The sequence below is a fragment of the Tersicoccus solisilvae genome, assembly GCF_014643255.1.
Classification (GTDB): Bacteria; Actinomycetota; Actinomycetes; order Actinomycetales; family Micrococcaceae; genus Tersicoccus; species Tersicoccus solisilvae.
The window spans coordinates 17,604-43,758 of record NZ_BMJI01000015.1; the positions used below are offsets into that span (position 1 = coordinate 17,604).

The window sequence follows — 26,155 nt, forward strand, 5'->3', positions numbered from 1 at the left end:
GGATGCCCTGGTGGTCAGTGTCCGGGAACTGCAGCGCAGTCCCGGGGCGATGCGTGCTCTCGAGGAACGGATCGGGGCTCCGGAGGAGTTCGGAACCCCGACGATCGGCATCCCCGCAGGCTCGGACATCGAGCTGGACCTGCGGCTGGAGGCGGTGCACGAGGGTGTCCTGGTGTCCGGAACGGCGACGGCCCGCGCGGCCGGCGAGTGCGTCCGGTGTCTGGACCCCATCGCGTACGACCTCACGGTGGACGTGCAGGAGCTGTTCTTCACCGACCCCGAGCCGGCGACGGACGAGGACGGCGAGGCCCTGCCCCGGGTCGAGCACGAGAGTGTCGACCTGGAGCCGCTGCTGCGCGATGCCTTCGTGACCGACCTGCCGTTCCAGCCGGTGTGCAAGCCCGACTGTCAGGGCCTGTGCCCGCAGTGCGGGGTACGGCTGGAGGACCACCCGGGTCACCGGCACGAGTCGCGCGATCCGCGCTGGGACGCTCTGGAGTCCCTGCTGACGGACCCGGGCGAGACCGACCAACGCAAGAGCAACTGAAGAAAAGAGTCAATCGTGGCTGTTCCCAAGCGGAAGACCTCCCGCTCGAATACGCGTTCCCGCCGTGCCCAGTGGAAGGCCGAGGTGCCCACCCTGGTCAAGACCGTCGAGAACGGCCGGGTGTCCTGGAGCCTGCCGCACACCGCCAAGGTCGTGACGGACTCCGCCGGCACCCCACTGTTCCGCGAGTACAAGGGCCGCAAGGTCGCCGACGTCTGAGATCCCCGCGGTCTCGGCCGGACCCGCCGTTCGCGGTGGTGTTGGCCCGACCCGTCCGATGAGCGATCTCGACTGGCTTCAGGAGCAGCTCGGCGTCACGATCGACGCCGAGCTGCTCTCGCTTGCCCTCACGCACCGCTCGTACGCCTACGAGCACGGCGGCATCCCCACCAACGAGCGCCTCGAGTTCCTCGGCGACTCGATCCTCGGCTTCGCCGTCACCGACTTCCTGTTCCGGGAGAACCCGGACCTCTCCGAGGGTGAACTCGCCAAGCTGCGCTCCGCCGTCGTGAGCACCCGGGCGCTGGCCAACGTCGCGCGCGGCCTCGGCGTCGGGGACCACATCCACCTCGGCCAGGGCGAGAAGATGACCAACGGCCGGGACAAGGCGTCCATCCTCGCCGACACCATGGAGGCCATCTTCGGCGCCACCTACGTCGACCGGGGCATCGAGGTGGCTCGCGACCTGGTGATGCGCCTGGTCGGCCCGCTGCTCACGGACGCCGAGGCGCTGATGGCCAGCACCGACTGGAAGACCAGCATTCAGGAGTACGCGGCGTTGCGGCAGCTCAGCCCCGTCGACTACGACGTCGTCGGCGAGGGCCCCGACCACGCCCGCCGTTTCACCGCGACGTTGACGATCGCCGGCGAGGTCTACGGCGTCGGGCGCGGGCACTCCAAGAAGGAAGCCGAGCAGGAGGCCGCGGCCGCCGGCTGGCGCGTGGCCGCCAAGCGCACCGCGGTGCTCGGCACCGAGAACGGGCACGGGCCGCGGCCCGCCGGCGCTGCTGCCGGTGCCGCCGGGAACCCGGCAGCGACCAACGGCCAGCGGTCCGCGGCGCGCGACGCCGCGCCCCACCCGGCCGCGACCGCCGACCTGGCATCGGCCGACGCCGAACCCGCTTCCTGACCGGCCGGACCGCCGACCGTGCCGGAGCTACCCGAGGTCGAGGTCGTCCGCCGCGGGCTCGCCCCGTGGGCCGTCGGCCGGACCGTGACCGACGTCGACGTGGTCGACCCCCGGTCGATCCGCCGCCACCCGGGCGGCACCGAGGCCTTCACCGCCGCGCTGACCGGACGTCGGTTGACCGCCGCCGTCCGCCGCGGCAAGTTCCTCTGGCTGCCGTTGGCCGCTCCCGGCGCGGACGCTGAGCCGACCGCCCTCGTCGTGCACCTGGGCATGAGCGGACAGGTGCTGATCCAACCCGCGGCCTCGCCCGACGAGAAGCACCTGCGGATCCGGCTGCGCCTCGATCCCGCGGCCGACGCACCCCCGAGCGACGGTCCCGAGCGCCAGTTGCGTTTCGTCGACCAGCGCATCTTCGGCGGCATGCACGTCGACCGGCTCGTCTGCACCGAGGACGGCGCGCCGGGCGGGTCCGGCAGCGAACTGACGCTGATCCCCGCCAGCGCGGCGCACATCGCCCGCGACCCCCTCGATCCGGCCTTCGACGTGGCCGCGTTCACCACCCGACTGCGGCGCCGCCGCACCGGCATCAAGCGCGCCCTGCTCGATCAATCGCTCATCTCCGGCATCGGCAACATCTACGCCGATGAGTCCCTGTGGCGGGCACGACTGCACTACGCCCGGCCCACCGAGACGCTGCGCCGGCCCGAGGTCGAGCGGCTGCTGGCCGCGTGCCGGGAGGTGATGGGCACCGCGCTGGACGCCGGCGGCACCAGCTTCGACGCGCTCTACGTCAACGTCAACGGCCAGTCCGGGTACTTCGACCGGTCGCTCGCCGTCTACGGGCAGGCGGGCCGGCTGTGCCCGCGCTGCGCCGCGAACGGCCGGCACAGCGTGGTCCGGCGCGACTCCTTCATGAACCGGGGCTCCTTCACCTGCCCCGTGTGCCAGCCGAAGCCCCGCCGCGCCCGCTGGTAGGGCGCGTTCCGTCGGCTCCGGGCACGACGGTGCGACGGCGACATCGAGTGGGACGCCCGTGACCCGTGTGGCGTGCGCGCTGTCTCATGGGCCTCATCCGTCACACTCGCGGTAGCCCTTGCGCCGCCGCTGGCGGACTGTCCCCGCGTTCCGGCGGCCTAGCCGCCGTAGTGCGCCGCCAGGCGGGCCAGGCCGTCGTCGATGGTGACCGCCGGCGTCCAGTCCAGCACCTCGCGGGTGCGCCGCTGGTCGAACCAGTGCGCCGTGGAGAGCTGCTCGGCGAGAAACCGCGTCATGGGCGGCTCGTCGGTGCTGTCCTTCGGGAAGCGCCGGACCCGCCACGCCGCCTCGATCACCCCGCCCGCGGCCCGGGCGACCCGGCCCGACACGTGCCACGCCGGCTCCGGCACGCCCGCGGCCCGGCAGATGCCGCCGATCAGCTCGCCGACCATGCGCGGCTGCCCGTTGGTGACGACGAGGGCCTGCCCGTGCGCCTGCTCCATCCGGTGCAGCCCGGCGACGATCGCGGCGGCCGCGTTGTCCAGGTAGGTGGTATCGATCAGGGCGGCGCCGGCGTCCAGCAGCGGCAGCCGGCCGCGCCGGGCCCGGTCGACCACCCGCTCCACCAACTGGGTGTCGCCCGGTCCCCAGACGATGTGCGGCCGGATCGCGGTGACCCGGAACCCCGGGGCGTCGGCGGCGAGGGCGAGCAGTTCGGCGGCGGCCTTGGTGCGGGCGTAGTCGCCGCGGGCGTGCCGCGGGTCGGCCGGACCGGCACCGGCACCGACGAGGGACGTCCCGTGGTGGGCCACGGAGGGGGAGGAGACGAACACGACGTCGCCGACCCCGGACGAGCGGGCGGCGTCCAGCAGGGCGGCCGTCCCGTCGACGTTGACCGCGACGAACTCACGCGGGTCCCCGGCGAAGGACACCTTCGCCGCGAGGTGGATGACCGCGTCGACGCCGCCGACGGCACGCGCCAGGGCCTCCGGGTCGGTCATCGCACCGAGGACGTCGGCCGCGGCCGGTACCCGCGCCGGGCGGCGCTGGAACGTGCGGACCGTGTGCCCCTGGGCGACGAGAAGCCGCGCGACGGCGGAGCCGAGCAGCCCGCTGGCCCCGGTGACGAGCACCCGGCGGGAGCCGTGCCTGCCGGACCCGGCGCTCACGGCGCGGACACCCGCTTCCCGGCCAGGACGTCGGCTGCCCAGCCGGCCAGCGCGGTGCGGTCCACCTTGGAGTTGTGCCGGATGTCGGTGGGCAACCGGCGCACCTGCAGCACGGCCGCGAGGTCGAGGTGGGGGAGTACCGGGGCGAGCGCCGAGCGCAGGGCCTGCGCGGTGTGCCGCGGCGCGGGCCCGTCCGTGCGGGCGCCCGGGTCGGTCTCGACGACGGCGACCGCGACCTGCGCACCCGCCGGGCCGACCCCCACCAGGGCGGTGCGGGCGACGCCGTCGACGGTGGACATCCGCTGCTCGGCCTCGACCGGCGTGACGGGTCCGGCGCTGGTGCTCAGGACGTGCTGCAGCCGCCCCTCGACCCACAGTCGGCCGGCCGCGTCGAGGTGGCCGACGTCGCCGGTGCGGTGCCAGCCGCGATCGAACGCCGCGGCCTCGGTCCGGTACAACCGGTCGTAGTGGTCCTTGACGTGCGGGGCGGCGACGAGGATCTCACCGGACACGCCCGGGACGCCGGACGGGTCGCCGACGGGTGAGCCGGCCGCGTCGAAGGCGCTGATCGCGACACGCGCACCCGGCACCGGCGTGCCCACGCAGACCCCGTTGCCGGCGCCCGTCACTGTACCGGCGGAACCGGGAGCGACCAGCGCGTCGGCCGCGGCGGCCCTGATCCCGGGCAGGTCGATGTCCGTGATCGGCAGCGCCTCGGTCATGCCGTACGGGGTGTGCAGCCGGGCGTGCGGCACGAGCGCGGCGACCGCGGTGAGCAGCGGTTCCCCGATCGGGGCGCCGGCGGACAGGAGCAGGTCGACCCGGGCGAGGGTCTCCCGCTGGACGCCGTCGAGCCCCTCGGCGGTCGCGAGCACGTTGACCAGCGCGGCGGGGGAGGCGAACACGGCGGTCGCTTCGACGGCCGCGGCCGCGTCGGCCAGCGCGGACGCCGTCAGCGTCGCCGGCGCGGTCACGTCCATGGCCGGGCTCACCGACGTCGCGCCCAGCGCCGGCCCGAGCAGCGCGAACGGCGCGAAGGCGGCCACCAGCGCGGTGCCGGGGGCGAGGCCGTAGGTGGTGGACACCGCCCGGCACATCGCGGCGAGCTGCCGGTGCGTGTAGGCGACGCCCTTGGCCGGTCCGGTGGACCCGGAGGTGAACAGGATCGCGGCCGGATCGTCCGGCTGCGGCTCGTGACCCGGATCCGCCGGTGCGGGCGCCGCGTCCCCGGCGGCGAGCACCTCGGCGAGGCTGTGGTCCACGCCGAGCACCCGGCGGGTCACCGGGTCCGGGGTGCGCATCGCGATCCGCCGGCCCGGCCAGCCGAAGGCCCGGGCAGCGACGAGGGCGCGGTCGATGCCGATCACCCAGTCCGGCCCGGCGCCGCGCACGGCGCGGGAGAGCCCGCGGGGGCCGAGGCCGGCGTCGGCGACGACGATCACGGCGCCCAGCCGCAGGCTCGCGTAGATCAGGCAGGTCAGGTCGATGCCCGGAGGCACCAGCAGACTGATCCGGTGCCCGGGGCGGACGCCGACGGCGAGCAGGCCGCGGCGCAACCGGTCGACGCGGGCGGCCAGGGCGTCCCAGCCCAGGCGCGCAGCCGTGCCCCCGGGGCCGCCCATGTCGACGACCGCGGTGGCGGTGTCGTCGGCCCGTTCCTCGAGGGTCGCCCACAGGGGCCGGTGGTCGCGGTCGGCCAGGGTCAGGCGGGACCCGCGCCCCTGGTCGGTGTCGGGGCGGTCGGCCGGCAGTCGGCGGTCGAGCCAGTCGAGGACCGTGGCGGCGACCGGGGCGTCCTCGATGACGAGATGGCCCGCGCCCTCGAACCGGTGGACGTCCGCGTGCGGGAGCCGGTCGATCAGGTCGCGCAGGTACCGGTCCGAGAAGATCGGGTCCTCGGGTCCCCAGAGCATCAGCGCGGGCACGGTCAGGGCGCGGATCCCCTCCGCGATCCGGTCCAGCTCCGGGAAACTCGGGGTGCCCGCGTCGACCGGGATGTCGGCGACGAACTGGCCGACACCACCGCGGCGGCGGGTGTGCCGGTACGGGGTCCGGTAGGCGCGGCGGACGGCCGGGTCGAGGGCCGGCCGGGCGAGGCCGAGGGTGACGTCGATGAACGCCGTCGTGCCCACCGTGCCGGGCCGGTGCACGGCCGGGTGCAGCGCCAGCCGCAGCGGCCACGGGATCGGCGTGCCGGTGGGCTGGTGGACCGCGGTGTTGGTCAGCACGACGCCGGCCAGCAGGTCGGGGTGGTCCAGGGCCCAGCCGAGGCTGATGCTGCCCCCCCAGTCGTGACCCACCGTGACGACGGGCCCGGTCACCCCGAGCGCGTGGGTGAGGTCCCCGAGGTCGGTCACGCGGTCCGCGAGCCGGCGCGGGCCGGTGCGGGCGGAGAGGCCCATGTCGAGCTGGTCGACGGCGATCACCCGCCAGGGGCCGCCCTCCTCCGCGGTGCGGCGGGCGGCCGGCTCGAGGAGGGAGCGCCACAGGTAGCTCCACGTGGGGTTGCCGTGCACGCACAGCAGGGTGCCGGCGGGTTCGACGTCGGCGGGCAGCAGGGCGGCATTGTCGAGCACGTGCCAGCGGTGCACGGCACCGGCGTCGACGGCGGCGGAGGAGGTGACCGGCAGGTACCGGGAGCAGCCCTCCGGTACGCCGGGCCAGGCGGATGTCACCAGGCGATCTCCAGCATCGCCGTGTTCAGGCCGGAGCCCACTCCCATGCACAGCACCCGGTCCCCGGCGTTGAGCGTCTGCGACTCCGTGGCCAGGGTCATCGGCAGGGACGCCGGACCGACGTTGCCCCAGGTCGGGAAGGTCATCGGCACCCGCGACTTGTCCAGCCCGACGGCCTCGATGATGGCGTCGGTGTGGATGGTGCTGACCTGGTGGGTGACGTAGCGGTCCATGTCGGTCCAGTCCCACCCGTGTTCGTGGGCCTCGCGCCAGGCGTCGGTGACGAGGGCGAGACCGCCCTTGAGCAGACCCCCGTGGTCGGTGTACATGCCGCCGACCCCGCCCACACACAGCTCGTGGTGCTCGCTGCCGGCACGGGAGACGCCGCCGACGATCCGATGGGAACCGGGGTGCGCGTCCGCGGGGCCGAGGACCGCGGCCGCGGCGCCCGAGCCCAGCGTGAGCGTGGCGAACTCGCGGTTGAAGTCGGCCCGCGTGGCGTCCGGGCCGTTCAGCCGCTCGATGGTGGCCTCCTGCGTGGCCTGCGCGTCCTCGCCGTTGACGATGACGGCGTACTGGATCTGCCCGGCGTCGATCATGTTCGCCGCGAGGGAGATGCCGTTGACGAAGCCGAGGCACGCGTTGGCGACGTCGAAGTTGAGGGCCGAGGACGGCAGGCCGAGCCCGTGGTGGATCTTCACGGCGACGGACGGCTCGAGGTTGGCGCGCGTGACCGACGTGTTGATCAGCAGGCCGACCTGGCCGGGCTCGATGCCGGCGGCGGCCAGGGCCTTCGCCCCCGCCTCGGTCGCGGCGTCGTCGAACGCGGTGCCCGGGGCCCACCAGCGGCGTTCCCGGATGCCGGCCACCCGTTCCAGCAGCTTGCGGGAGAGCCGCAGGCGCTTGAGCGCCCCCGCGAGCCGGTCGTCGAACTCCGTGCTGGGGACCACCACGGGCGCCTCGATGCTCGTGACGGAGAGCAGGGCGGTGTTGCGGTGGAGGAAGGTAGCGTTGCCGGTCAAATCACGAGCTTTCGTCGTCTGGAGCTGGCTGGAGCAGCGCGGCCCGCAGCGTCGCCGGAGCCACGCCCCGGGGGGACGCGGCCCACGCCGGGCCTGGTGGACGCGACACGAGTCTCTACCACTATGGACCGTCACCGCCCCTGCCTGCATATGCGCCTCCGTGAATACTATCCGTGCTTACCGATACGCTGGACCCCAGCGCGGCCGGATCCGGTGCGCCATCTCACCCCTGGTGCGGCGACGGGAGGGCCACGGTGCACCTGAAGACGCTCACGGTGCGCGGCTTCAAATCGTTCGCGTCGGCGACCACGTTCCAGTTCGAACCGGGCGTCACCGCCGTCGTCGGGCCCAACGGATCGGGCAAGTCGAACGTCGTCGACGCCCTCGCCTGGGTGATGGGGGAGCAGGGCGCCAAGACCCTGCGGGGCGGCAAGATGGAGGACGTCATCTTCGCCGGCACCTCCGGCCGGCCGCCGCTGGGCCGGGCGCAGGTGTCCCTGACCATCGACAACACCGACGGCGCCCTGCCGATCGAGTACACCGAGGTCACCATCTCCCGGACCCTGTTCCGGTCCGGGGGCTCCGAGTACGCCATCAACGGCGCCACCTGCCGGCTGCTCGACATCCAGGAACTGCTCTCCGACTCCGGGCTCGGCCGGCAGATGCACGTCATCGTGGGCCAGGGCCAGCTCGACGCCGTGCTGCACGCCACCGGGGAGGACCGCCGCGGGTTCATCGAGGAGGCCGCCGGCATCCTCAAACACCGTCGCCGCAAGGAGAAGACGGTCCGCAAGCTCGAGGCGATGCAGGCCAACCTCACCCGGCTCACCGACCTCACCGGGGAGATCCGGCGGCAGCTGACCCCGCTCGGCAAACAGGCCGCGGTCGCCCGCCGCGCCCAGCAGGTCCAGTTCGAGGTCCGCGACGCGAAGGCCCGGCTGCTCGCCGACGAGCTCGTCACCCTGACCGAACGCCTCGCCACCGACCTGGCCGACGAGGAGGCCATGCGCGCCCGCCGCGCCGAGCTGGAGACCGGGCTCGAGGCCGGCCGGGAACGGCAGGGCGAACTCGAGGCGGCGGCAGCCCGGGCCACGCCGGCCCTGAACGCCGCCCGGGACACCTGGTACCAGCTCTCCTCCCTGCGGGACCGGTTCACCGCGCTCGCCCAGCTGGCCGAGGAGCGCCGCCGGCTGCTCGGCAGCGCCGAAGCGCCCGCTCGCAGCGGCCGGGACCCCGAGCAGCTCGAGCAGCAGGCCGCCGCCGTCCGCGCCGAGGAGACCGAACTCGGGCGGGCGCTGGAGGCGGCCCGTGGGACGTTGACCGCGGCGCTCGACGCCCGTGCCCGCGCCGAGGCCGACGCCGCCGCCGAGGACAAACGCCTCACCGCCCTGATGCGCGCCGCCGCCGACCGGCGGGAGGGCATCGCCCGGCTCACCGGGGCCGTCGGAGCCGCGCGCACCCGCGTCGAGTCCGCCGAGGCGGAGCTCGGCCGGTTGCGGGAGATGATCGCCGACGCCACGGCCCGCGCCGAGGGTGCCCGCTCCGAGTTCGCCGCCCTGGAGGGCCAGGTCGCCGGGGTCGAGGAGGGGGAGGAGGGCCTGGACGCCGCGTACGAGCAGGCCAGCGCCCGCGTCGAGCAGCTGGAGGCGGAGCTGGAGACCGCCCGGCAAGAGGAGCGCGACGCCGAGCGCGAGCGGGATGCGCTCACCGCCCGGATCGAGGCGTTGCAGGTGGGCCTGGACCGCCGTGACGGCGCGGAGACCCTGCGCGGTGCCGTGCTCGAGGGGCGGCTCGACGGGGTGGTCGGCGGCGTCGCCGAGCTGGTCGGGGTGGCCCAGGGCTACGAGCCGGCCATCGCCGCCGCCCTGGGCGCCGCCGCCGAGGCGCTCGCCGTCACCGACCACGAGGCCGCCGAGCGGGCCCTCGACCTGCTGCGCGAGCGGGACGCCGGCCGGGCCGACCTGCTCATCGACGACGCCCCCGCCCTGCCGTCGCTGCTGCCGGCCGACGCCGCCCTGCCCGCGGGCGCGACCCGTGCCACCGCGCTGATCCGCGCCGACGAGGCGCTGGGCAGCACGCTGGACAGCCTGCTCGCCGACGTCGTGGTCGTGCCCGACGCCCGGGTCGGCGCCGCCGTGCTCGCCGCACACCCGCGCGCCCGGGTGGTGACCGAGGACGGCGACGTGTTCACCGCCGTCAGCGCCCACGGCGGCGCCGCCAGCGAGGCCAGCCTCATTGAGCTGCAGGCGGCGATCGACGAGTCGCGGACCGCGCGCGACGCCGCCACCGCCCGCTGGGAGCAGGCCCGCTTCGCCCAGTCCGGCATCACGGCACGGCTCGCCGACGCGAAGACCGAGGCCGACGCCGCGCTGGACGACCTGCACACCTCGGACGCCCGGCTCGCCGCCGTCGCCGAACGGCTCGCCGGCTTCGGCTCCGCGATGCGGTCGGCCGAGGCGGAGCGCACCCGGCTGGACGCCGCCGTCGAGACGGCCCGCGCCACCATCGAGCGGGAGCAGGCCGCCCTGGCCGCGGCGGCCGACCGGCTGACCGCCGCCCGGGAGGCGCCCGAGGAGGCCGCGGAACCGGACACCGACCGCCGGGACGAGCTCGCGGCCGCGGCCACCGCCGCCCGCGCCGCCGAGATGGAGGCGCGGCTGAGCGTGCGCAGCACCGAGGAGCAGCTGACCTCGTGCAGCCAGCGGGCCCAGTCCCTGGAGCGGGCCGCCCGCACCGAGAAGGCCGCCCGGGCCGAGGCGGAGCAGCTGGCCCGCCGCCGCCGATACCAGGCGGGCAAGGCGCTCGCCGTCGGGTCCGCCGCCGTCGTCGTCGCCGACCACGTGACCGTCTCCCTCGAGTTGGCCGCCGCCGCGCGGGACGCGGCCGAGCAGACCCGCGCCCGGCTGGACGCCGACCTGACCGAGATCCGCGGCGGCAACGAGGACATCGGCCGGGAACTCGCCCAGCTGGTGGACAGCGTGCACCGGGACGAACTGGCCCGGGAGCGGCAGCGCGCGGCGATCGAGGCCCTGCAGAACCGGGCCGCGGACGAGCTCGGCCTGAGCGCCGAGAACCTGATCGCGGAGTACGGGCCGGAGGTGCCCGTGCCGGTCACGGCGCCGGTCGAGGACAAGTGGGCCGACCTCGGGCCGGCGACCGTCGAGACGGTGCCGTTCGTCCGGGATGAGCAGGCGAAGCGGCTGCGCAGGGCGGAGCGGGATCTCGCGGCGCTCGGCAAGGTCAACCCGCTGGCGCTGGAGGAGTTCGCGGCACTGGAGGAGCGGCACCAGTTCCTGTCGAGCCAGCTCGAGGACCTCAAGTCCAGCCGGGCGGACCTGCTGCAGATCATCGCCGAGGTGGACCAGCGGGTGCAGGAGGTCTTCGGCGCCGCCTTCGCCGACACCGCCGCCCAGTTCGAGCACGTCTTCTCCCGGCTGTTCCCGGGCGGCGAGGGCAGGCTCGTGCTCACCGACCCCGACGATCTGCTCGCCACCGGTGTCGAGATCGAGGCGCGGCCGGCGGGCAAGAAGGTCAAGCGGCTGTCCCTGCTCTCGGGCGGGGAGCGGTCCCTGACGGCGGTGGCGCTGCTGGTGGCGATATTCATGGCCCGGCCCAGCCCGTTCTACGTCATGGACGAGGTCGAGGCGGCCCTGGACGACACCAACCTGCAACGCCTCATCGGCATCCTCGAGGAGCTGCGCGCGTCGAGCCAGCTCATCATCATCACGCACCAGAAGCGGACGATGGAGATCGCCGACGCCCTGTACGGGGTGAGCATGCGCGGTGACGGCGTCTCGGCCGTCATCAGCCAGCGGATCGGGGTTCTTCACTAGCTGTCCCGCAGGAGGGGTCACGTCGAAGGTGGCCTGCAGGAGGGCTGCCTTGCCGGCGTCAGCTGCCTGCCGGCTCCGTCGTCGTCGCCGGAAGCGTCTCGCGCGCCACCAGCCACGGCACCATCGCCAGCAGGCACACGGCGCCGGTGACGGCGAAGGCCCACCCGTAGGAGAGGGTGTCCACCAGGAAGCCGGCCAGCAGCGGGCCGATGATCGTGCCCGTGTCGGCGGCCATCTGGAACGCGGCGAGCACGCGGCCCGAGCTGCGCTCCGGCCCGATCACGTCGGCGACCGCGGCCTGCTGCGCCGGGCCGAGTAGCCCGGCACCGACCCCGGCGACGATCGAGGCCACGATGAAGACGGCGACGTTCGGCACCAGCCCGAGGGCCATCGTCGCGATCCCCGTGGTGGCCAGCCCGGCGAGCACGAGCGGACGGCGTCCGTAGGCGTCCGTCAACCGCCCGGCCAGCGGCAGCGCGAGGGCGTTGCCGACGGCGAAGATCGCCAGGGCGGCGCCGGCCAGCGCCGGTCCGGCGCCCAGCGCCGCGGTGGCGAACAGCGGCACCAGCGCCACCCGGACCCCGAAGACACCCCACCCGTTGGCGAAGCTGGAGCCGATCGCCGCCCGGTAGGCGCTGTCCCCGAAAGCCGTCCGGAGGGGCAGCACCGGCGGAGTCCCCGCCTCGCCGCCGATCGTCGCGGCACTGCCGGTCGCGGCGCGCAGACGCACGAACACGAACGCCGCGGTCGCCAGCAGCAGGAGGCCGTAGACGACGAACGGCACCCGCAGGCCCAGGCCGCCGAGCACGCCGCCGACCACCGGGCCGGCGATGTTGCCGAGCAGGAACGAGCCGGCGTAGTAACTGGAGATCCGCCCGCGGGCCCCCGCCGGGGCGAGCCGCACGATGAGCCCGAGCGCCGAGACCGTGAACATCGTCGACCCGAGGCCACCGAGGCCCCGGAACAGCAGCAGCTGGACGTAGTCGGTGGCGAAGGCACAGGTCAGCGACGAGAGTCCGACGATCGCCAGTCCCGCCACATAGACCGGCCGCTCACCGAGTCGCTCCACCAGTCGGCCCCCCGCCGGGGCGAACACCAGCCGGGCGAGGGCGAAGACGCTGACGATGGCGGCGGCCGCCGTGGTGCCGACGTCGAAGGAGTGGGCCAGCTGGGGCAGCACGGGCGCGACCAGGCCGAAACCCAGCGCGATGACGAAGGCCGCCGCGATGAGGACGAGGATGGCCGGCGGGATCGGGGTCCGCGGCGCTCGCGGCCGCCGGCGGCGTGACCCGGCCGGCAGGGCGCGGTCGGCGGGCGGAGGCACGGGGGCGGGCGCGGGATGGGGCGGAGGAGTCGGCATGGCAGGACGAGTCTGCCACGCGGTGCCGGCCCGGCGGCCGGGCCCGCACCGATCCGCCGGCGCGGGGACCGTGAGAAGCTGGCGGGGTGAATGGTGCACTCGACCCCGTCATGATCATCGTCTTCGTCGTCGCCGCGATCGCCGTCATCGGCACCGTGCTGATCGCGCTGGTGCGCACCACCCGGCGCCCCCGCGGCGGCGCCCGCAGCCCCTACACCTCCACGCGGGACGCCAACGACCCGGGGCCCGGCGGCGTCGGCACCCTCGACCGGCCCGAGCTCGCCGAGCCGGGTACCACGGCACCGCCCGCCCCCGAGATCGAGCGGCCCGCCGCGGTCGGCGGCCGCCTCGTCCGGCTGCGGGATCGGTTGTCCCGGTCCAACTCGACGCTCGGCCGCGGTCTGCTCACCCTGCTCTCGCGCGAGACCATCGACGAGGGCGTGTGGGAGGAGATCGAGGAGACCCTGCTGCTCGCGGACCTCGGCACGGAGCCGTCGATGCAGCTGGTCGACGCCCTGCGCGAGCGGGTGCGGGTCGAGGGCACGCGCGACCCCGAGCGGGTCAAGGCGATGCTGCGTGAGGAGCTCCTTCGCCTGGTCGACCCGACCATGGACCGCACCGTGAAGACCACCCGGCATGACGGCCGGCCCGCCATCGTCCTCGTCGTCGGCGTCAACGGGACCGGCAAGACCACGACCGTCGGCAAGCTGGCCCGTGTGCTGGTCGCCGAGGACAAGGACGTGCTGCTCGGTGCGGCGGACACCTTCCGCGCCGCCGCCGCCGACCAGCTGGCCACATGGGGGCAGCGGGTGGGCGTGCCCACGGTGCGCAGCGACGTCGAGGGCGCCGACCCGTCCTCGGTCGCCTACGACGCCGTCCGCGCGGGTATCGAGGTGGAGGCCGACGTCGTCATGATCGACACGGCCGGCCGCCTGCAGAACAAGGCCGGCCTGATGGACGAGCTCGGCAAGCTCAAGCGCACCATCGAGAAGCAGGCCACCGTCGACGAGGTGCTCCTCGTCCTGGACGCCACGACCGGGCAGAACGGCATGACCCAGGCCGCCGTGTTCGCGCAGGTCGTCAACATCACCGGCATCGTGCTGACCAAGCTCGACGGCACCGCCAAGGGCGGCATCGTCGTCGCCATTCAGCGGGCGCTCGGCGTCCCGGTCAAGCTGGTCGGCCTCGGCGAGGGGCCGGACGACCTGGCCCCGTTCGACGCCGGGGACTTCGTCGACGCCATCATCGACTGACCTTCCCTCGTCCTTCCACCCCTTCACGCCAGCTCGTCACTAGATGTTCCAGAGCGGCCGATTCCGGCCTCGTTCGAGCATCTATTGACGAGCTGGCGTGGTTGGTGTGCCCTGACGGGCCGGTTCACCTGATCGAAACACGCCGGTGACGGCCCTTTTACCCGCGATCCCCATCCGTAACGCCCCGGCAATGCACCCCGCCGGGCCGTGAAACACGCGCCCACCATGCTCGAGATCGGGGCACGGAGCCGTCCCGCCGCACGACCGCGGCCCGACCGCTCCGTCGCATCGGATCGAATGACCTCTTCGAGGAAGGGTATGGGCATGGACACTGGCGCAACCGCCTGGGTGCTGGTCTCGGCCGCACTGGTCCTGTTGATGACGCCGGGTCTGGCGTTCTTCTACGGCGGCATGACCCGCGCCAAGGGCGTGCTGAACATGATGATGATGAGCTTCGGCGCGCTGGCCCTGGTCGGCGTGCTGTGGGTGCTGGTGGGCTACTCCATGGCCTTCGGCACCGACATCGGGGCCGGTCTGGTGGGCAATCCGTTCGAGAAGTTCGGGCTGCAGGGCGTGCTCGACACCGGGGACGGTGCGGCGATGTCCGGCAGCATCCCCGAGATCGTGTTCGTCGGCTTCCAGGCCGTCTTCGCGATCATCACCGTCGCGCTGATCTCCGGGGCGATCGCCGACCGGGCGAAGTTCGGCGCCTGGATGCTGTTCGCCGGGTTCTGGGCCGTGCTGGTCTACTTCCCGGTCGCGCACTGGGTGTTCGACTTCAACACCGACTCCAACGACAACAACATCGGCGGCTGGATCGGCCAGGGCCTCGGGGTGATCGACTTCGCCGGCGGCACCGCCGTGCACATCAACGCCGGTGCGGCGGCGCTCGCGCTGGCCCTCGTCCTCGGCAAACGCAAAGGCTTCGGCAAGGACTCCGGGCACCGCCCGCACAACCTGCCGCTGGTGATGCTCGGCGCGGGCCTGCTGTGGTTCGGCTGGTTCGGCTTCAACGCCGGCTCGGCGCTGGGCGCGAACGCCGTCGCCGGGTACGCGTGGATCAACACGCTGGTCGCCCCGTGTGCCGCGATCCTCGGCTGGCTGCTGGTCGAGCGGCTGCGCGACGGGCACGCCACGTCCCTCGGAGCGGCGTCCGGTGCGGTGGCCGGGCTGGTCGCCATCACGCCGGCCTGCAGTTCCCTCACCCCGCTGTGGTCGATCGTGCTCGGCCTGATCGCGGGCGTCGCCTGCGCCCTGGCCGTCGGCCTGAAGTACCGCTGGGGCTACGACGACTCCCTCGACGTCGTCGGCGTGCACCTGGTGGGGGGCATCATCGGCACCCTGTTCATCGGCCTGGCCGCAGACCCGGGTTCGCCCGCCGGTGCCACCGGTCTGTTCTACGGCGGCGGGCTGACCCAGCTCGGCCTGCAGGCCATCGGTGCGTTCGCCGTCCTGATCTACTCGTTCGCCATCGCGTTCGTGCTCGCCTGGCTGATCTCCAAGTCCCTGGGCTTCCGCATCAGCGAGGAGCACGAGGTGACCGGCGTCGACCTCACGCAGCACGCCGAGACGGCCTACCAGTACAACGAAGCCGGAGGGAACTTCCACGCGGGACGGCACCTGGTGCAGACTCCCGACGGCGCGATCGAAGAGGTGTCTGCATGAAACTGGTGACCGCGATCATCCGACCGGAGAAGGTCGACGACATCCGCTCGGCCCTCGAGTCCTACGGCGTCCGCGGGCTGACCGTCTCCCACGCCAGCGGCTACGGCCGGCAGCGGGGCCACACCGAGGTGTATCGGGGGGCGGAGTACACCTCGGACCTGCTGCGCAAGACCCGCGTCGAGATCCTGGTCCCCGATCACGCCGCCTCGGACATCGTCGACGTCCTCGTCTCCACCGCCAACACCGGCCGCGCCGGGGACGGCAAGGTCTGGATCACGCAGGTCGAGGAGGCGGTCCGGGTTCGCACCGGCGAGCGCGGCGACGCCGCGGTCTGACCCCCGGCCCCGACCACGGCACCGCCCGGCATCGTGCTCACGATGCCGGGCGGTGCCGTGGTCCGTGCCGGTCCGGGCTACTCGTCGTGGCCCTGGTCCCCGCTCATCTGGTCCTCCGCGGGCGGGGTCTCCCCGGGAGGGACGCCACCGCCCGGTTCCAGCCCCGTGACGCGATCGCGCTCGGGGTCCGGGTGCGGGTCGCCCGCCGCGGACGGCGTCGAGTCGGCGCCGGTGGCGGCGTCCTCCGACGCCGCCTCGGGTCCCGGGGGAGCGGCGTCCGGCTCCGTCGCGCGGGCCGCCGGGTCGTCGCTGCCGGTCTCGGTGATCGGGCCGGGGCCGATCGGGTCGCTCGGCACGCTGCCGGTGCTGGCGTTCTCGCTCACGGTTCCTCCTCGTGCGTCGTCCCGCCGCGCAGGAGCTGCGTCGCGGTCCTGCGAGCCTAGGGTCGGACCGCGCCCCCGGACAAGCAACGCCGGGGGCACCGGCAGGGGTCGCCTTGCTAAGCTGGGTCACTGGTCGCACGCCACGGCCGGCCCGGCGACCGACGCCCGCGATGCCCGGCCCGCGGTGTCCACCCACCGACGAGAGAAGTCTGTAGAACCGTGTTCACTTCACTGTCTGATCGGCTCACCGCCACCTTCAAGAACCTGCGCGGCAAGGGCCGCCTCAGCGAGGCCGACGTCGACGCCACCGTGCGGGAGATCCGGCGCGCGCTGCTCGACGCGGACGTCGCCGTGCCCGTGGTGCGCGAGTTCACCGCCAGCATCCGCGAGCGCGCCCTCGGGGCCGAGGTGGCTGCGGCCCTGAACCCGGCGCAGCAGATCGTCAAGATCGTCAACGAGGAGCTCCAGGGCGTCCTCGGCGGCGCGACCCGGCGGATCCGGTTCGCCAAGCACCCGCCGACGGTGATCATGCTCGCGGGCCTGCAGGGCGCCGGCAAGACGACCCTGGCCGGCAAGCTCGGCAAGTGGCTGGCCGCGCAGGGCCACAAGCCGCTGCTCGTCGCGGCGGACCTGCAGCGTCCCAACGCCGTCACCCAGCTGCAGATCGTCGGCCAGCGCGCCGGCGTCGGCGTGTACGCGCCGCACCCGGGCACCACGAGCGAGGCTGACGTGCCCACCGGGAACCCGGTGCAGGTGGCGCGCGACGGCGTCACCGAGGCACGGAACAAGCTGCACGACGTCGTCATCATCGACACCGCCGGTCGCCTCGGCGTCGACGCCGAGATGATGCAGCAGGCCGCCGACATCCGCGCGGCGACCAGCCCCGACGAGGTGCTGTTCGTCATCGACGCGATGATCGGCCAGGACGCGGTCAACACGGCGCTCGCCTTCCAGGAGGGCGTCGCCTTCACCGGCGTCGTGCTCTCCAAGCTCGACGGCGACGCCCGCGGTGGTGCCGCCCTGTCCGTCGCCTCGGTGACAGGCCAGCCCGTCATGTTCGCCTCCACCGGCGAGGGCCTGGACGACTTCGAGCTGTTCCACCCGGACCGGATGGCCGGCCGCATCCTCGACATGGGCGACGTGCTCTCCCTGATCGAGCAGGCCGAGCGCTCCTGGGACAAGGCCGAGGCCGACCGGATGGCGAAGAAGTTCGCCGACCAGGAGGACTTCACCTTCGAGGACTTCCTCGCCCAGATGCAGCAGATCCGCAAGATGGGCTCGATGAAGAAGATGCTCATGATGATGCCCGGCGCCGCCGGCATCCGTGAGCAGCTCGAGAACTTCGACGAGCGGGAGATCGACCGGGTCGAGGCGATCGTCCGGTCCATGACCCCGCACGAGCGGGTCGCCCCGAAGATCATGAACGGCTCCCGGCGTGCCCGCATCGCCCGCGGTTCCGGCGTCACCGTCTCCGAGGTGAACCAGCTGATGGAGCGGTTCACCCAGGCGCAGAAGATGATGCGGCAGATGGCCCGCGGCGGCGGTGTCCCCGGCATGCCGGGCATGGCCGGCCCGGGGGGCTTCAACTCGCCGCGCAAGAAGGGCAAGAACGCGAAGGCCGCCAAGAGCTCCCGTTCCGGCAACCCGGCCAAGCGTGCCCAGGAGGCCGCGGCCGCTCAGGCGCGCCGCGAGCGGGGTAGCCAGCCGGTCAACACCGGGGCCGCGTTCGGCAAGGACGCCGGCGCGGAGGACTTCGACCCGTCGGCCCTGAACCTGCCCGCCGGTTTCGAGAAGTTCCTCGGCAAGTGATCGACTCCTACCTCAGCGAGCCCGAGCTCGCCGCGTTCATCGCCACGCTGCCGCGTCGTCGGCTCGCGGCGGGCGCGCTGATCCGGGACCCCGACGGTCGCGTGTTGATGGTCCAGCCCAACTACAAGCAGGGCTGGGAGCTGCCCGGGGGCACGGTGGAGGCCGGCGAGGACCCGCGGACGGGCTGTACCCGTGAGGTGCTCGAGGAGGTCGGCCTCGACCTGCCGGTGGGCCGGCTGCTCGTCGTCGAGCACGGCATCTCCCACGGTGTCTGGGGCGACGCGACGATCTTCCTCTACGACGGCGGCACGATCGACGCCGACACGGCGGTCAGCGTGCAGGCCGAGGAGCTGCTCGGTTATCGCTTCGTCCCGCCCGCCGACGTCGCGACCCTGGCGATGCCGGGACTGGCGAACCGGATCGCCGTCGGGCTGGCCGCCCTCGCGGACGGCCAGACGCGGGAACTGGTCAACGGCCGGGGCTGAGTCCCGGACGCCGCGGGTGCCGTCGCCTCCGGGCCGGTACCTGTTGCTCGAGGCCGCCGACCGCGCCGGGACCGTCCCGGGACCGTCGGTGGCGGATGCCAAGGTGGTGGACATGAAAAGAGTGGTCTTCGTGCACGGGTCCGACGGCGCGGGAGCGGCCGCCTGGCCGGAGCAGCACCTGCTGGCGGGGCGGTGGGACTGCCTGTTCCTGCGCCGCAGCGGCCACGAGGTCGCCGGCCAGGTCCGGGAGCCCGACGTCGACGTCGATGCCGCCTCGATCCTGAGCCATCTGGCCGCCGCCGGCGGCGGTCACCTGGTGGCGCACGACGTGGGGGCGGTCAGCGCCCTGCTGGCCGCCGTCCGGCGCCCCGACCTGGTCAGGTCGCTCACCCTGTTCGAGCCGGCCGCCTTCGCCCTGACCCGAGACCTTTCCGTCACCGCGGCCCACCTGACGGCGGCGCAGCCCGCGATCCCGCCGGTGCCCGCCGCCCTCGTCGACCGCGACACGCGGCCCGACCTCGGCATCGTGCCCGGTGTCCCGACCCTCGTCGTCACCGGCGGCTGGGAGCCGCTCTACGAGGAGGTCGCGGGATTCCTCGCGTCCACCGGCGCCCGCCACGTCGTCGCCGGCCGGGACCACCGTCCGCAGGACGATGCCGAGGGGCACGCCGTGCTCACCGCGTTCCTCACCGGGACCGCGCGGGCCGCGGCGTGACCCGCCGGCTCCCCGCGGGAATGTCCGCCGGCACCCGCGCGTTGGGATAAACATGAAGCTTCAAGTAAATGACCGTCTGCCCGACGACACCGCCATGGGCGTGCTCACCCTGCGCGCCGGTGACCTGCCCGCCCTGGTCGGCTACTACCAGGCCGCGCTCGGCCTGACCGAGGTCGCCTCCGACGCCGACGGCGTGCTGCTGGGCCGCGGCGGCGCCGGCCTGGTGCGGATCACCGACGGCCACGGCCTGCGCCTGCCGTCCCGGTCCGAGGCCGGGCTGTTCCACACGGCCCTGCTGTTCGAGGACCGCAGTCAGCTGGCCGACACCGTCGCCGCGGCGCTGCGCCGCCCCGAGGGCCGGTACGTCGGCGCGCAGGATCACGCCGTGAGCCAGGCGTTCTACTTCCAGGACCCCGAGAACAACGGCATCGAGCTGTACTGGGACCGGCCGCGGGAGGCGTGGCACTGGCAGCACGACGCGGTGCACATGACCGTGGATCCGCTCGACGGGCGGGCGTTCCTGGACGAGCACGTCCGGCACGACGAGCCGCAGGCGGACCCGGCGACGGTCGGGCACGTGCACCTGCAGGTCGGTGACGTCGCCACCGCGCACGACTTCTACGTCGGCGCCCTCGGGTTCGCGGCCACCGCCCGGCTGGGGGAGACCGCCCTGTTCGTCTCTGCGGGCGGGTACCACCACCACATGGCGATGAACGTGTGGAACAGCGCCGGTGCCGGTCCGCGGCGGGACACCCTGGGCCTCGGCCGGGTCGAGATCGCCGTGCCGTCCGACGCCGATGTCGCCGCCCTGCGCGAGCAGCTCGACGCGGCCGGCATCCCGGTCGCGGTGCAGGACCACGGGCGCGGCAACGCCCTCGTCTTCGCCGATCCGTGGCGGAACGAGCTGCGCGTCGCCGCCGCCTGACCCCCACCGTCGACGTCATCGGCGGCGTTGGCCTCCGGCGTCCGTCCCTTCTGGCATAATGGACGGGTACTCGGTGCGCCCGGCCCCTCTCAACCGGGCGGTCACCAGTCCCCAGAACCCCACGGATCGGCCTGCCCCACGGGTGCGTCATACGGGTTCGACTTTCGACCAGCACAGGAGTGAGTCACACCAGTGGCCGTCAAGATTCGCCTCAAGCGCATGGGCAAGATCCGTGCCCCCTACTACCGCATCGTCGTCGCCGACTCCCGCACCAAGCGGGACGGTCGCGCGATCGAGGAGATCGGCAAGTACCACCCGACCGAGAACCCCTCGTTCATCGAGGTCGACTCGGATCGCGCGCAGTACTGGCTGGGCGTCGGCGCGCAGCCGACCGAGCAGGTCCTCGCCATCCTCAAGGTCACCGGTGACTGGCAGAAGTTCAAGGGTCTGCCCGGCGCCGAGGGCCGGCTGAAGACCCGCGAGGGCAAGGCCGCCTTCGTGGCCCCCGAGAAGAACTCGGTCATCATCCCCGAGTCCAAGAAGGCTCCCGAGGCGCCCGCCGCCGAGGCTCCCGCCGAGACCGCCGAATCGGCTGACGCGGACCAGTGAGCGTCCTTCCGGAAGCGCTCGAGCACCTCGTGCGCGGCATCGTCGACAGCCCCGACGACGTCAACGTCACCGCGAAGAACAACCGTCGCGGTGAGACCCTCGAGGTCCGGGTGCACCCGGACGACCTCGGCCGGGTCATCGGCCGGCAGGGCCGGACGGCGCGTGCGCTGCGCACCGTCGTGTCCGCCCTGGAGGGCGGCGACGACGTGCGTGTCGACGTCGTCGACACCGACCGTCGCCGCTGAGCACCACGGAATCGTGCTCGACACCGAGCAGTGCACGGCCCCGCCGCTCCCCACCGAGCGGCGGGGCCGCGCTGTTTCCCGGCCTTCCCGGCCGTGACCCCCGACACCGGCGTTCCGCCGGTGCATTCGTCTGCGCCGGCTCTCGGCGACCCCACGGAAGGCAGGCCCACAGTGCAGGTGCGCATCGCCCGGATCGGTAGACCCCACGGCATCCGGGGCGAGGTGACCGCCGAGGTGCTGACCGACGATCCCGAGAACCGGTTCGTTCCCGGGGCCGTGCTCGAGGTCGAGGCGGCCGGCTCGGACAGCGCCGACGGTCCGCTGACCGTCCGATCCGCCCGCTGGAACAAGGGCATCCTGCTGCTCGGCTTCGACGAGGTCGACGACCGCAACCAGGCCGAGCGCCTGCGCGGAGCGCGCCTGCTGCTGGACACCGAGGAGGACGAGGGCGACGACGACGCCTGGTACGAGCACGAGCTCGTCGATCTGGACGTCGTGCTCGCCGCGGACGACGCCGACGACGCGGGGGAGCGCGGCCGGCGGATCGGCCGGGTCATGGCGCTGCAGACCATGCCCGCCCAGGACCTGCTCGTCATCGAGCTGACCGACGGGCGGGAGGTGCTCGTGCCGTTCGTCGAGCAGATCGTGCCGACCGTCGACCTCGAGGCGCGCCGCGTGATCCTCACCCCGCCCCCGGGCCTGCTGGAGCTGAACACGGCCGACGCCGCCGAGGAAACGGCTGGCGGGCAGGCGCCCGGCGACGTGGGCCCCGACCGCGACGGGTCGGCCTGAGACGTGCGCATCGACGTCGTCAGCATCTTCCCCGAGTACCTGGCCGCCCTCGACCTGTCCCTGATCGGCAAGGCGCGCGCGTCGGGTCTACTCGACCTGACCGTCCATGACCTGCGGGACTTCACCACCGACCGGCACCGCACCGTCGACGACACCCCGTACGGCGGGGGCGCCGGCATGGTGATGAAGCCCGAGCCGTGGGCGCAGGCGCTGACCGCCGTGCTCGACGGCGAGGGCGGCGCCGCGGACCCGGGCGGCACCACCGCGGGGGACCAGCGACGTCCGGTGCTGATCATCCCGTCGCCCGCGGGCGAGGTGTTCCGGCAGGCCACCGCGCACGAGCTGGCGGAGACCGACCATCTGGTGTTCGCCTGCGGGCGGTACGAGGGCATCGACGAGCGCGTCGCGCTCTGGGCCGCCGAGCGGTTCGACGTCCGTCCGATGAGCATCGGCGACTACGTGCTCAACGGCGGCGAGGTGGCGACCCTGGCGATGGTGGAGGCCATCGTCCGGCTCATCCCCGGCGTCATCGGCAACCCGGGGTCGCTGACCGAGGAGTCGCACGCCGACGGGCTGCTCGAGTACCCGATGTACACCAAGCCGGCGAGCTGGCGCGGCCTGGACGTGCCCGACGTGCTGCTCAGCGGCGACCACGGCCGGATCGCGCGCTGGCGGCACGAGCAGCAGCTCACCCGCACCGCCGAGCGCCGTCCGGATCTGCTGCCGCCTCCCGCCTGACGTGCCGCGGGCGCGCCGATGTGGCAGAATGGACAGCTGTGCCGGCTGGGCGCGCGCCTGCCACAGGGGGAGCGACGCCGACAGCTCGGCACGCGCGTGCGCCCGACGGGCCGCGCGTCCCCTCACCTCGCGGCACAGCACCGGCCCTCGGGTCCGCCGTGCCGCACCGATCCACGTGGATGACCTGTGGCGTTCACCAGGAGATGCAGCATGCACATCCTCGACTCCGTCGATTCCGCGTCCCTGCGCACCGACGTCCCGGACTTCCGTCCCGGTGACACGCTGAAGGTGCACGTCAACATCGTCGAAGGCAACCGCAGCCGCGTGCAGGTCTTCCAGGGCTTCGTCGTCGGCCGCCAGGGCCACGGCATCCGCGAGACCTTCACCGTCCGCAAGGTCAGCTTCGGTGTCGGCGTCGAGCGTACCTTCCCGGTGCACTCGCCCGTCATCGACAAGATCGAGCTCGTCACCCGCGGTGACGTGCGCCGCGCGAAGCTCTACTACATGCGCGATCGCCACGGCAAGGCCGCGAAGATCCGCGAGAAGCGCTGACCACCCCTTCCGGGATGTCCCCCGCCGTGCGGTGGGCCGCACCGGTCATGCCGGCCCCACCGGGGGCGGCATGAGCGCGACGAGACGCCAGTCCCTGAGGGGCTGGCGTTTCGTGCTCGTGGGGGTGCTCGCGGTCGTCCTGCTCAGCTGTCTCCTGCGCGCCTTCGTGCTCGAGGTGTACACGATCCCCTCGGCCTCGATGGAACCCGGCCTCGCGCCGGGGGACCGCATCGCCGTCGCCCGGGTGGGTGTCGCGCCCTGGCACCGGGGCGATGTGGTGGTCTTCGACGGCCGGGGAAGCCTGGATCCCTACCGCAGCACCGACCCCGCCTGGCTGCAGGCGCTGGCCGGGGTGGGGCAGTTCCTCGGGCTGGTCGGCAGTCCCACCGTCCACGTCAAGCGCATCGTCGGGCTGCCCGGCGACCAGGTCAGCTGCTGCGGCACCGACGGCCGCGTGCGGCTGAACGGACAGCCGGTCACCGAGCGGTACCTCGCCCCGGGCACCGCGCCCAGCACCACCCGGTTCGACGTCGTGGTACCCGCGGGCAGCGTGTGGCTGCTCGGGGACAACCGGGGAGACTCCTACGACTCCCGGGCGCTGCTCGGGGCACCCGGCGGGGGCATGGTGGCGATGGACCGTATCATTGGCACGCCGGTGGCGCGGGTCTGGCCGCTGGACCGGGCCGGGGCCCTGGAACGGATCCAGCTCGGACCCAGCCCCGGGTGAGACGGTGGCCCGCGAGGCCAGGCAGCCGAGAACATCAGGGAGCGGAAGCAGCGAGTGAGCAGCAGCGACAACGAGAACGAGCGGCGGCCACGGGGCCGGCACACCGGTGAGCCGGTGCGGGGCCGGGACGGCGAACCGGGAACCGCGACGGGCGCGGACGAGGCCGCTGTGCACGGCGGCGCGGCCGCCGCGCGCGACGGCCACCGGCCGACCGTCGGTCAGCGGCTGCGCCACCTGGCGGCCGGCCGCCGCGCCGACGGCACCCGCCCGTCCGGGGGCGCCTCGTTCGCCCGGGAGGTGGCCGGCATCGTCGTCGTCGCTCTGGTGCTCTCGTTCCTGATCAAGACCTTTCTGTTCCGGGCCTATTTCATTCCGTCCCAGTCGATGGAGCAGACCCTGCTCGTGGACGACCGGATCTTCGTCAACCTGCTGGTGCCGAAGGTGGCCGAACTGCACCGCGGCGACATCGTCGTGTTCAAGGACACCAACGGCTGGCTGGAGAACGAGCCGATCGCCCGCAGCGGGGGCCGCAGCCCCCTGACCGACGTGCTGGTGTTCCTCGGCCTCGCGCCGGACGACTCGCAGCAGCACCTGGTCAAGCGCGTGATCGGCATGCCGGGCGACCACGTGACCTGCTGCGACGCGCAGGGTCGGCTGACCGTCAACGGCGCCTCGATCACCGAGCCGTACGTGAACGCCGGTGCCGCGCCGTCGGACACCAGGTTCGACATCACCGTGCCCGAGGGCCGGCTGTGGGTGATGGGTGACAACCGGGGCAACTCCGCCGACTCCCGGGCCCACGTGCCCTCCGCCGCCCAGCCGGACGCGCAACCGTTCGTGAGCATCGACGACGTCGAGGGCACGGCCACGGTCATCGCCTGGCCCCTGAACCGCATGCGCGTCCTCGAGAACGACCAGGACGTGTTCGCCACCGTGCCCAGCCCCAGCTCCTCCGCCAGCCCCCGGCCGACGGTGACGACGTCCGGTCGGTGACACGGTGGTCGTCAAGCGTCCCAGTCTGCGCGTCGAGCGTTCCCTCGCCGGTCCCGGCTGCCGCCTCGTCGCCGGCATCGACGAGGTCGGGCGTGGCGCCCTCGCCGGACCCGTCGCGGCCGGCGTGGTCGTCATCGACGCCCACACCCAGCGCGCCCTGACCGGCGTCGCGGACAGCAAACTGCTCAGTCACCAGCGCCGCGTCGACCTGGTGCCGCGGATCCGCCGGTGGGCGGTCGGCAGCGCCGTCGGGATGGCCACGGCCGCCGAGGTGGACGCCCTCGGGCTGACCCATGCCCTCCGGCTGGCCGGGCTGCGGGCCCTGCACGTCCTGGCCGACGACGGCATCGTGCCCGACCTGGTCCTGATGGACGGCAACCACAACTGGTTGCGCCGGCCCGAGCCCACCCTGCTGGACGCGCTGGTGCCGGACGACGGCGACCTCGACGTCGCTCCCGTGCCGCCGGGGCCGCACGGCTCCACCGCGGTCGCTGCCGCGGACCCCACCGTGCTCACCCGCATCAAGGCGGATCTGACCTGCACCAGCGTCGCCGCGGCGTCCGTGCTGGCCAAGGTGGAACGGGACCTGCTGATGATCGAGGCGGCCGAGCGGTATCCGGATTTCGGCTGGGAGATCAACAAGGGCTATGCGACGCCGTCGCACCGCGCCGCGATCGACGCCGTGGGCCCGAGCGAGCTGCACCGCCGCACGTGGCGGCTCGGCTCCCTGCCCGGCGCGGGCGAGGCCACGGCGGACGGCGACGAGGGCGCATTCGGGGACGCCCCGGTGGAGGACACCGCCGACGCCGACGCCGGCCTGTTCGCCCGAAGCTGACGCTCCGAGTCGTGCCCGTCGGCCTCCGCCTGCCGCATTCGCCGGGGCGTGGGAGAAGATGGAGCCATGAGCGCTGAGGACCTCGAGAACTACGAGACCGACATGGAGCTGGCCCTGTACCGCGAGTACCGGGACGTGGTCGGGCTGTTCAGCTACGTCGTGGAGACCGAGCGCCGCTTCTACCTCGCCAATCACGTCGACCTGCAGACCCGCTCTGCCGACGGTGAGGTCTACTTCGACCTCACGCTGACGGACGCGTGGGTGTGGGACGTGTACCGGTCGGCCCGGTTCGTCAAGAAGGTCCGTGTGATCACCTTCAAGGACGTCAACGTCGAGGAGCTGACCAAGACGGACGACCTGCAGCTGCCGGACTGAGGCGGCGTC

At 73.5% G+C, this 26,155-nt stretch carries 26 protein-coding genes; 21 read left to right on the forward strand and 5 right to left on the reverse strand.

Annotated elements, in window-relative coordinates; translation table 11 throughout:
- Nucleotides 1–7: 7 nt before the first annotated feature.
- From IEX22_RS11255 to mutM, 4 genes are read left to right on the forward strand one after another with little or no spacing between them, the layout of a single operon-like run.
- Entirely contained in the window at nucleotides 8–547 is a 540-nt protein-coding gene (locus tag IEX22_RS11255; RefSeq protein WP_188668559.1) for a YceD family protein, read from the forward strand.
- 15 nt (nucleotides 548–562) lie between these two features.
- Complete coding sequence (gene rpmF, locus IEX22_RS11260; protein WP_076692848.1) at nucleotides 563–766, forward strand: 50S ribosomal protein L32; 204 nt, start codon at nucleotides 563–565, stop codon at nucleotides 764–766.
- A gap of 58 nt (nucleotides 767–824) precedes the next feature.
- On the forward strand, nucleotides 825–1,676 hold the full coding sequence (gene rnc / locus IEX22_RS11265; RefSeq protein WP_188668506.1) for a ribonuclease III: 852 nt from the start codon (nucleotides 825–827) through the stop codon (nucleotides 1,674–1,676).
- A gap of 18 nt (nucleotides 1,677–1,694) precedes the next feature.
- On the forward strand, nucleotides 1,695–2,651 hold the full coding sequence (gene mutM / locus IEX22_RS11270; protein WP_188668507.1) for a bifunctional DNA-formamidopyrimidine glycosylase/DNA-(apurinic or apyrimidinic site) lyase: 957 nt from the start codon (nucleotides 1,695–1,697) through the stop codon (nucleotides 2,649–2,651).
- 158 nt (nucleotides 2,652–2,809) lie between these two features.
- Here mutM and IEX22_RS11275 read toward each other — a convergent pair whose 3' ends face one another.
- From IEX22_RS11275 to IEX22_RS11285, 3 genes are read right to left on the reverse strand one after another with little or no spacing between them, the layout of a single operon-like run.
- Nucleotides 2,810–3,820, reverse strand: a complete 1,011-nt coding sequence (locus IEX22_RS11275) for an NAD-dependent epimerase/dehydratase family protein (protein ID WP_188668508.1) — start codon at nucleotides 3,818–3,820, stop codon at nucleotides 2,810–2,812.
- Nucleotides 3,817–6,498: an alpha/beta fold hydrolase gene (locus tag IEX22_RS11280; RefSeq protein WP_188668560.1), complete on the reverse strand. Its 2,682-nt coding sequence runs from the start codon at nucleotides 6,496–6,498 to the stop codon at nucleotides 3,817–3,819. Before IEX22_RS11280 ends, IEX22_RS11275 begins: the two co-directional genes overlap by 4 nt.
- The gene (locus IEX22_RS11285; RefSeq protein WP_188668509.1) at nucleotides 6,492–7,517 is read right to left on the reverse strand and encodes a 3-oxoacyl-ACP synthase III; all 1,026 of its coding nucleotides are present in this window, start codon (nucleotides 7,515–7,517) and stop codon (nucleotides 6,492–6,494) included. Before IEX22_RS11285 ends, IEX22_RS11280 begins: the two co-directional genes overlap by 7 nt.
- Before the next feature lie 254 nt (nucleotides 7,518–7,771).
- Here IEX22_RS11285 and smc point away from each other — a divergent pair, with 254 nt between their 5' ends.
- A complete protein-coding gene (smc, locus tag IEX22_RS11290) occupies nucleotides 7,772–11,350 on the forward strand; it encodes a chromosome segregation protein SMC (protein WP_188668510.1) in 3,579 nt (1,192 codons plus the stop codon).
- A gap of 58 nt (nucleotides 11,351–11,408) precedes the next feature.
- Here smc and IEX22_RS11295 read toward each other — a convergent pair whose 3' ends face one another.
- Nucleotides 11,409–12,710 carry an MFS transporter gene (locus tag IEX22_RS11295; RefSeq protein ID WP_188668511.1) on the reverse strand — a complete coding sequence of 434 codons (1,302 nt, stop codon included), beginning with the start codon at nucleotides 12,708–12,710 and terminating at the stop codon, nucleotides 11,409–11,411.
- Nucleotides 12,711–12,820: 110 nt separating this feature from the next.
- On the opposite strand from IEX22_RS11295, the gene ftsY reads away from it, so the two are divergent.
- The 3 genes from ftsY (at nucleotide 12,821) to IEX22_RS11310 (ending at nucleotide 15,963) form a co-directional block, all read left to right on the forward strand.
- Nucleotides 12,821–13,963 (forward strand): signal recognition particle-docking protein FtsY, encoded by a 1,143-nt coding sequence (gene ftsY, locus IEX22_RS11300; RefSeq protein ID WP_188668561.1) that lies wholly within the window; start codon nucleotides 12,821–12,823, stop codon nucleotides 13,961–13,963.
- Between the two features lie 324 nt (nucleotides 13,964–14,287).
- A complete protein-coding gene (locus IEX22_RS11305; protein WP_188668512.1) occupies nucleotides 14,288–15,628 on the forward strand; it encodes an ammonium transporter in 1,341 nt (446 codons plus the stop codon).
- Nucleotides 15,625–15,963, forward strand: coding sequence for a P-II family nitrogen regulator (locus IEX22_RS11310; RefSeq protein WP_188668513.1), 339 nt, complete (start codon nucleotides 15,625–15,627; stop codon nucleotides 15,961–15,963). The genes IEX22_RS11305 and IEX22_RS11310 overlap by 4 nt, the downstream gene beginning before the upstream one ends.
- Nucleotides 15,964–16,040: 77 nt before the next feature.
- On the opposite strand, the gene IEX22_RS11315 is transcribed toward IEX22_RS11310, so the two are convergent.
- Entirely contained in the window at nucleotides 16,041–16,346 is a 306-nt protein-coding gene (locus IEX22_RS11315) for a DUF6480 family protein (RefSeq protein WP_188668566.1), read from the reverse strand.
- Nucleotides 16,347–16,565: 219 nt separating this feature from the next.
- Here IEX22_RS11315 and ffh point away from each other — a divergent pair, with 219 nt between their 5' ends.
- The 13 genes from ffh to IEX22_RS11380 all read left to right on the forward strand — a co-directional run bounded on the left by ffh (nucleotide 16,566) and on the right by IEX22_RS11380 (nucleotide 26,146).
- On the forward strand, nucleotides 16,566–18,155 hold the full coding sequence (gene ffh / locus IEX22_RS11320) for a signal recognition particle protein (RefSeq protein WP_188668514.1): 1,590 nt from the start codon (nucleotides 16,566–16,568) through the stop codon (nucleotides 18,153–18,155).
- On the forward strand, nucleotides 18,152–18,640 hold the full coding sequence (locus IEX22_RS11325; RefSeq protein WP_229659974.1) for an NUDIX domain-containing protein: 489 nt from the start codon (nucleotides 18,152–18,154) through the stop codon (nucleotides 18,638–18,640). Before ffh ends, IEX22_RS11325 begins: the two co-directional genes overlap by 4 nt.
- A 106-nt stretch (nucleotides 18,641–18,746) precedes the next feature.
- Nucleotides 18,747–19,355, forward strand: coding sequence for an alpha/beta fold hydrolase (locus tag IEX22_RS11330; RefSeq protein WP_188668563.1), 609 nt, complete (start codon nucleotides 18,747–18,749; stop codon nucleotides 19,353–19,355).
- A gap of 52 nt (nucleotides 19,356–19,407) precedes the next feature.
- Nucleotides 19,408–20,280 (forward strand): VOC family protein, encoded by an 873-nt coding sequence (locus IEX22_RS11335; protein WP_188668515.1) that lies wholly within the window; start codon nucleotides 19,408–19,410, stop codon nucleotides 20,278–20,280.
- Nucleotides 20,281–20,472: 192 nt separating this feature from the next.
- Nucleotides 20,473–20,889 (forward strand): 30S ribosomal protein S16, encoded by a 417-nt coding sequence (rpsP, locus tag IEX22_RS11340; protein ID WP_188668516.1) that lies wholly within the window; start codon nucleotides 20,473–20,475, stop codon nucleotides 20,887–20,889.
- A complete protein-coding gene (locus tag IEX22_RS11345) occupies nucleotides 20,886–21,134 on the forward strand; it encodes an RNA-binding protein (protein WP_188668517.1) in 249 nt (82 codons plus the stop codon). Before rpsP ends, IEX22_RS11345 begins: the two co-directional genes overlap by 4 nt.
- 171 nt (nucleotides 21,135–21,305) lie before the next feature.
- Nucleotides 21,306–21,926, forward strand: coding sequence for a ribosome maturation factor RimM (gene rimM / locus IEX22_RS11350; RefSeq protein WP_188668518.1), 621 nt, complete (start codon nucleotides 21,306–21,308; stop codon nucleotides 21,924–21,926).
- 3 nt (nucleotides 21,927–21,929) lie between these two features.
- A complete protein-coding gene (gene trmD, locus IEX22_RS11355; protein ID WP_188668519.1) occupies nucleotides 21,930–22,664 on the forward strand; it encodes a tRNA (guanosine(37)-N1)-methyltransferase TrmD in 735 nt (244 codons plus the stop codon).
- 210 nt (nucleotides 22,665–22,874) lie between these two features.
- A complete protein-coding gene (rplS, locus tag IEX22_RS11360; protein ID WP_188668520.1) occupies nucleotides 22,875–23,216 on the forward strand; it encodes a 50S ribosomal protein L19 in 342 nt (113 codons plus the stop codon).
- A 70-nt stretch (nucleotides 23,217–23,286) separates the two neighbouring features.
- Nucleotides 23,287–23,943, forward strand: coding sequence for a signal peptidase I (gene lepB / locus IEX22_RS11365; protein WP_188668521.1), 657 nt, complete (start codon nucleotides 23,287–23,289; stop codon nucleotides 23,941–23,943).
- A 54-nt stretch (nucleotides 23,944–23,997) separates the two neighbouring features.
- Nucleotides 23,998–24,936 carry a signal peptidase I gene (gene lepB / locus IEX22_RS11370; RefSeq protein ID WP_229659975.1) on the forward strand — a complete coding sequence of 313 codons (939 nt, stop codon included), beginning with the start codon at nucleotides 23,998–24,000 and terminating at the stop codon, nucleotides 24,934–24,936.
- A gap of 4 nt (nucleotides 24,937–24,940) precedes the next feature.
- Nucleotides 24,941–25,771, forward strand: coding sequence for a ribonuclease HII (gene rnhB, locus IEX22_RS11375; protein ID WP_188668522.1), 831 nt, complete (start codon nucleotides 24,941–24,943; stop codon nucleotides 25,769–25,771).
- Between the two features lie 66 nt (nucleotides 25,772–25,837).
- Nucleotides 25,838–26,146 carry a DUF2469 domain-containing protein gene (locus IEX22_RS11380; RefSeq protein ID WP_188668523.1) on the forward strand — a complete coding sequence of 103 codons (309 nt, stop codon included), beginning with the start codon at nucleotides 25,838–25,840 and terminating at the stop codon, nucleotides 26,144–26,146.
- Nucleotides 26,147–26,155: the final 9 nt, after the last annotated feature.

What these genes read in the sequence shown, in the direction of transcription:
- IEX22_RS11305 (WP_188668512.1), top strand. Translation starts at nt 14,288, where the DNA reads ATGGACACTGGCGCAACCGCCTGGGTGCTGGTCTCGGCCGCACTGGTC.
- IEX22_RS11310 (WP_188668513.1), top strand. Translation starts at nt 15,625, where the DNA reads ATGAAACTGGTGACCGCGATCATCCGACCGGAGAAGGTCGACGACATC.
- IEX22_RS11295 (WP_188668511.1), bottom strand. Translation starts at nt 12,710, where the DNA reads ATGCCGACTCCTCCGCCCCATCCCGCGCCCGCCCCCGTGCCTCCGCCC.
- ftsY (WP_188668561.1), top strand. Translation starts at nt 12,821, where the DNA reads ATGATCATCGTCTTCGTCGTCGCCGCGATCGCCGTCATCGGCACCGTG.
- IEX22_RS11335 (WP_188668515.1), top strand. Translation starts at nt 19,408, where the DNA reads ATGAAGCTTCAAGTAAATGACCGTCTGCCCGACGACACCGCCATGGGC.
- IEX22_RS11380 (WP_188668523.1), top strand. Translation starts at nt 25,838, where the DNA reads ATGAGCGCTGAGGACCTCGAGAACTACGAGACCGACATGGAGCTGGCC.
- rplS (WP_188668520.1), top strand. Translation starts at nt 22,875, where the DNA reads ATGCACATCCTCGACTCCGTCGATTCCGCGTCCCTGCGCACCGACGTC.
- lepB (WP_188668521.1), top strand. Translation starts at nt 23,287, where the DNA reads ATGAGCGCGACGAGACGCCAGTCCCTGAGGGGCTGGCGTTTCGTGCTC.
- rnc (WP_188668506.1), top strand. Translation starts at nt 825, where the DNA reads ATGAGCGATCTCGACTGGCTTCAGGAGCAGCTCGGCGTCACGATCGAC.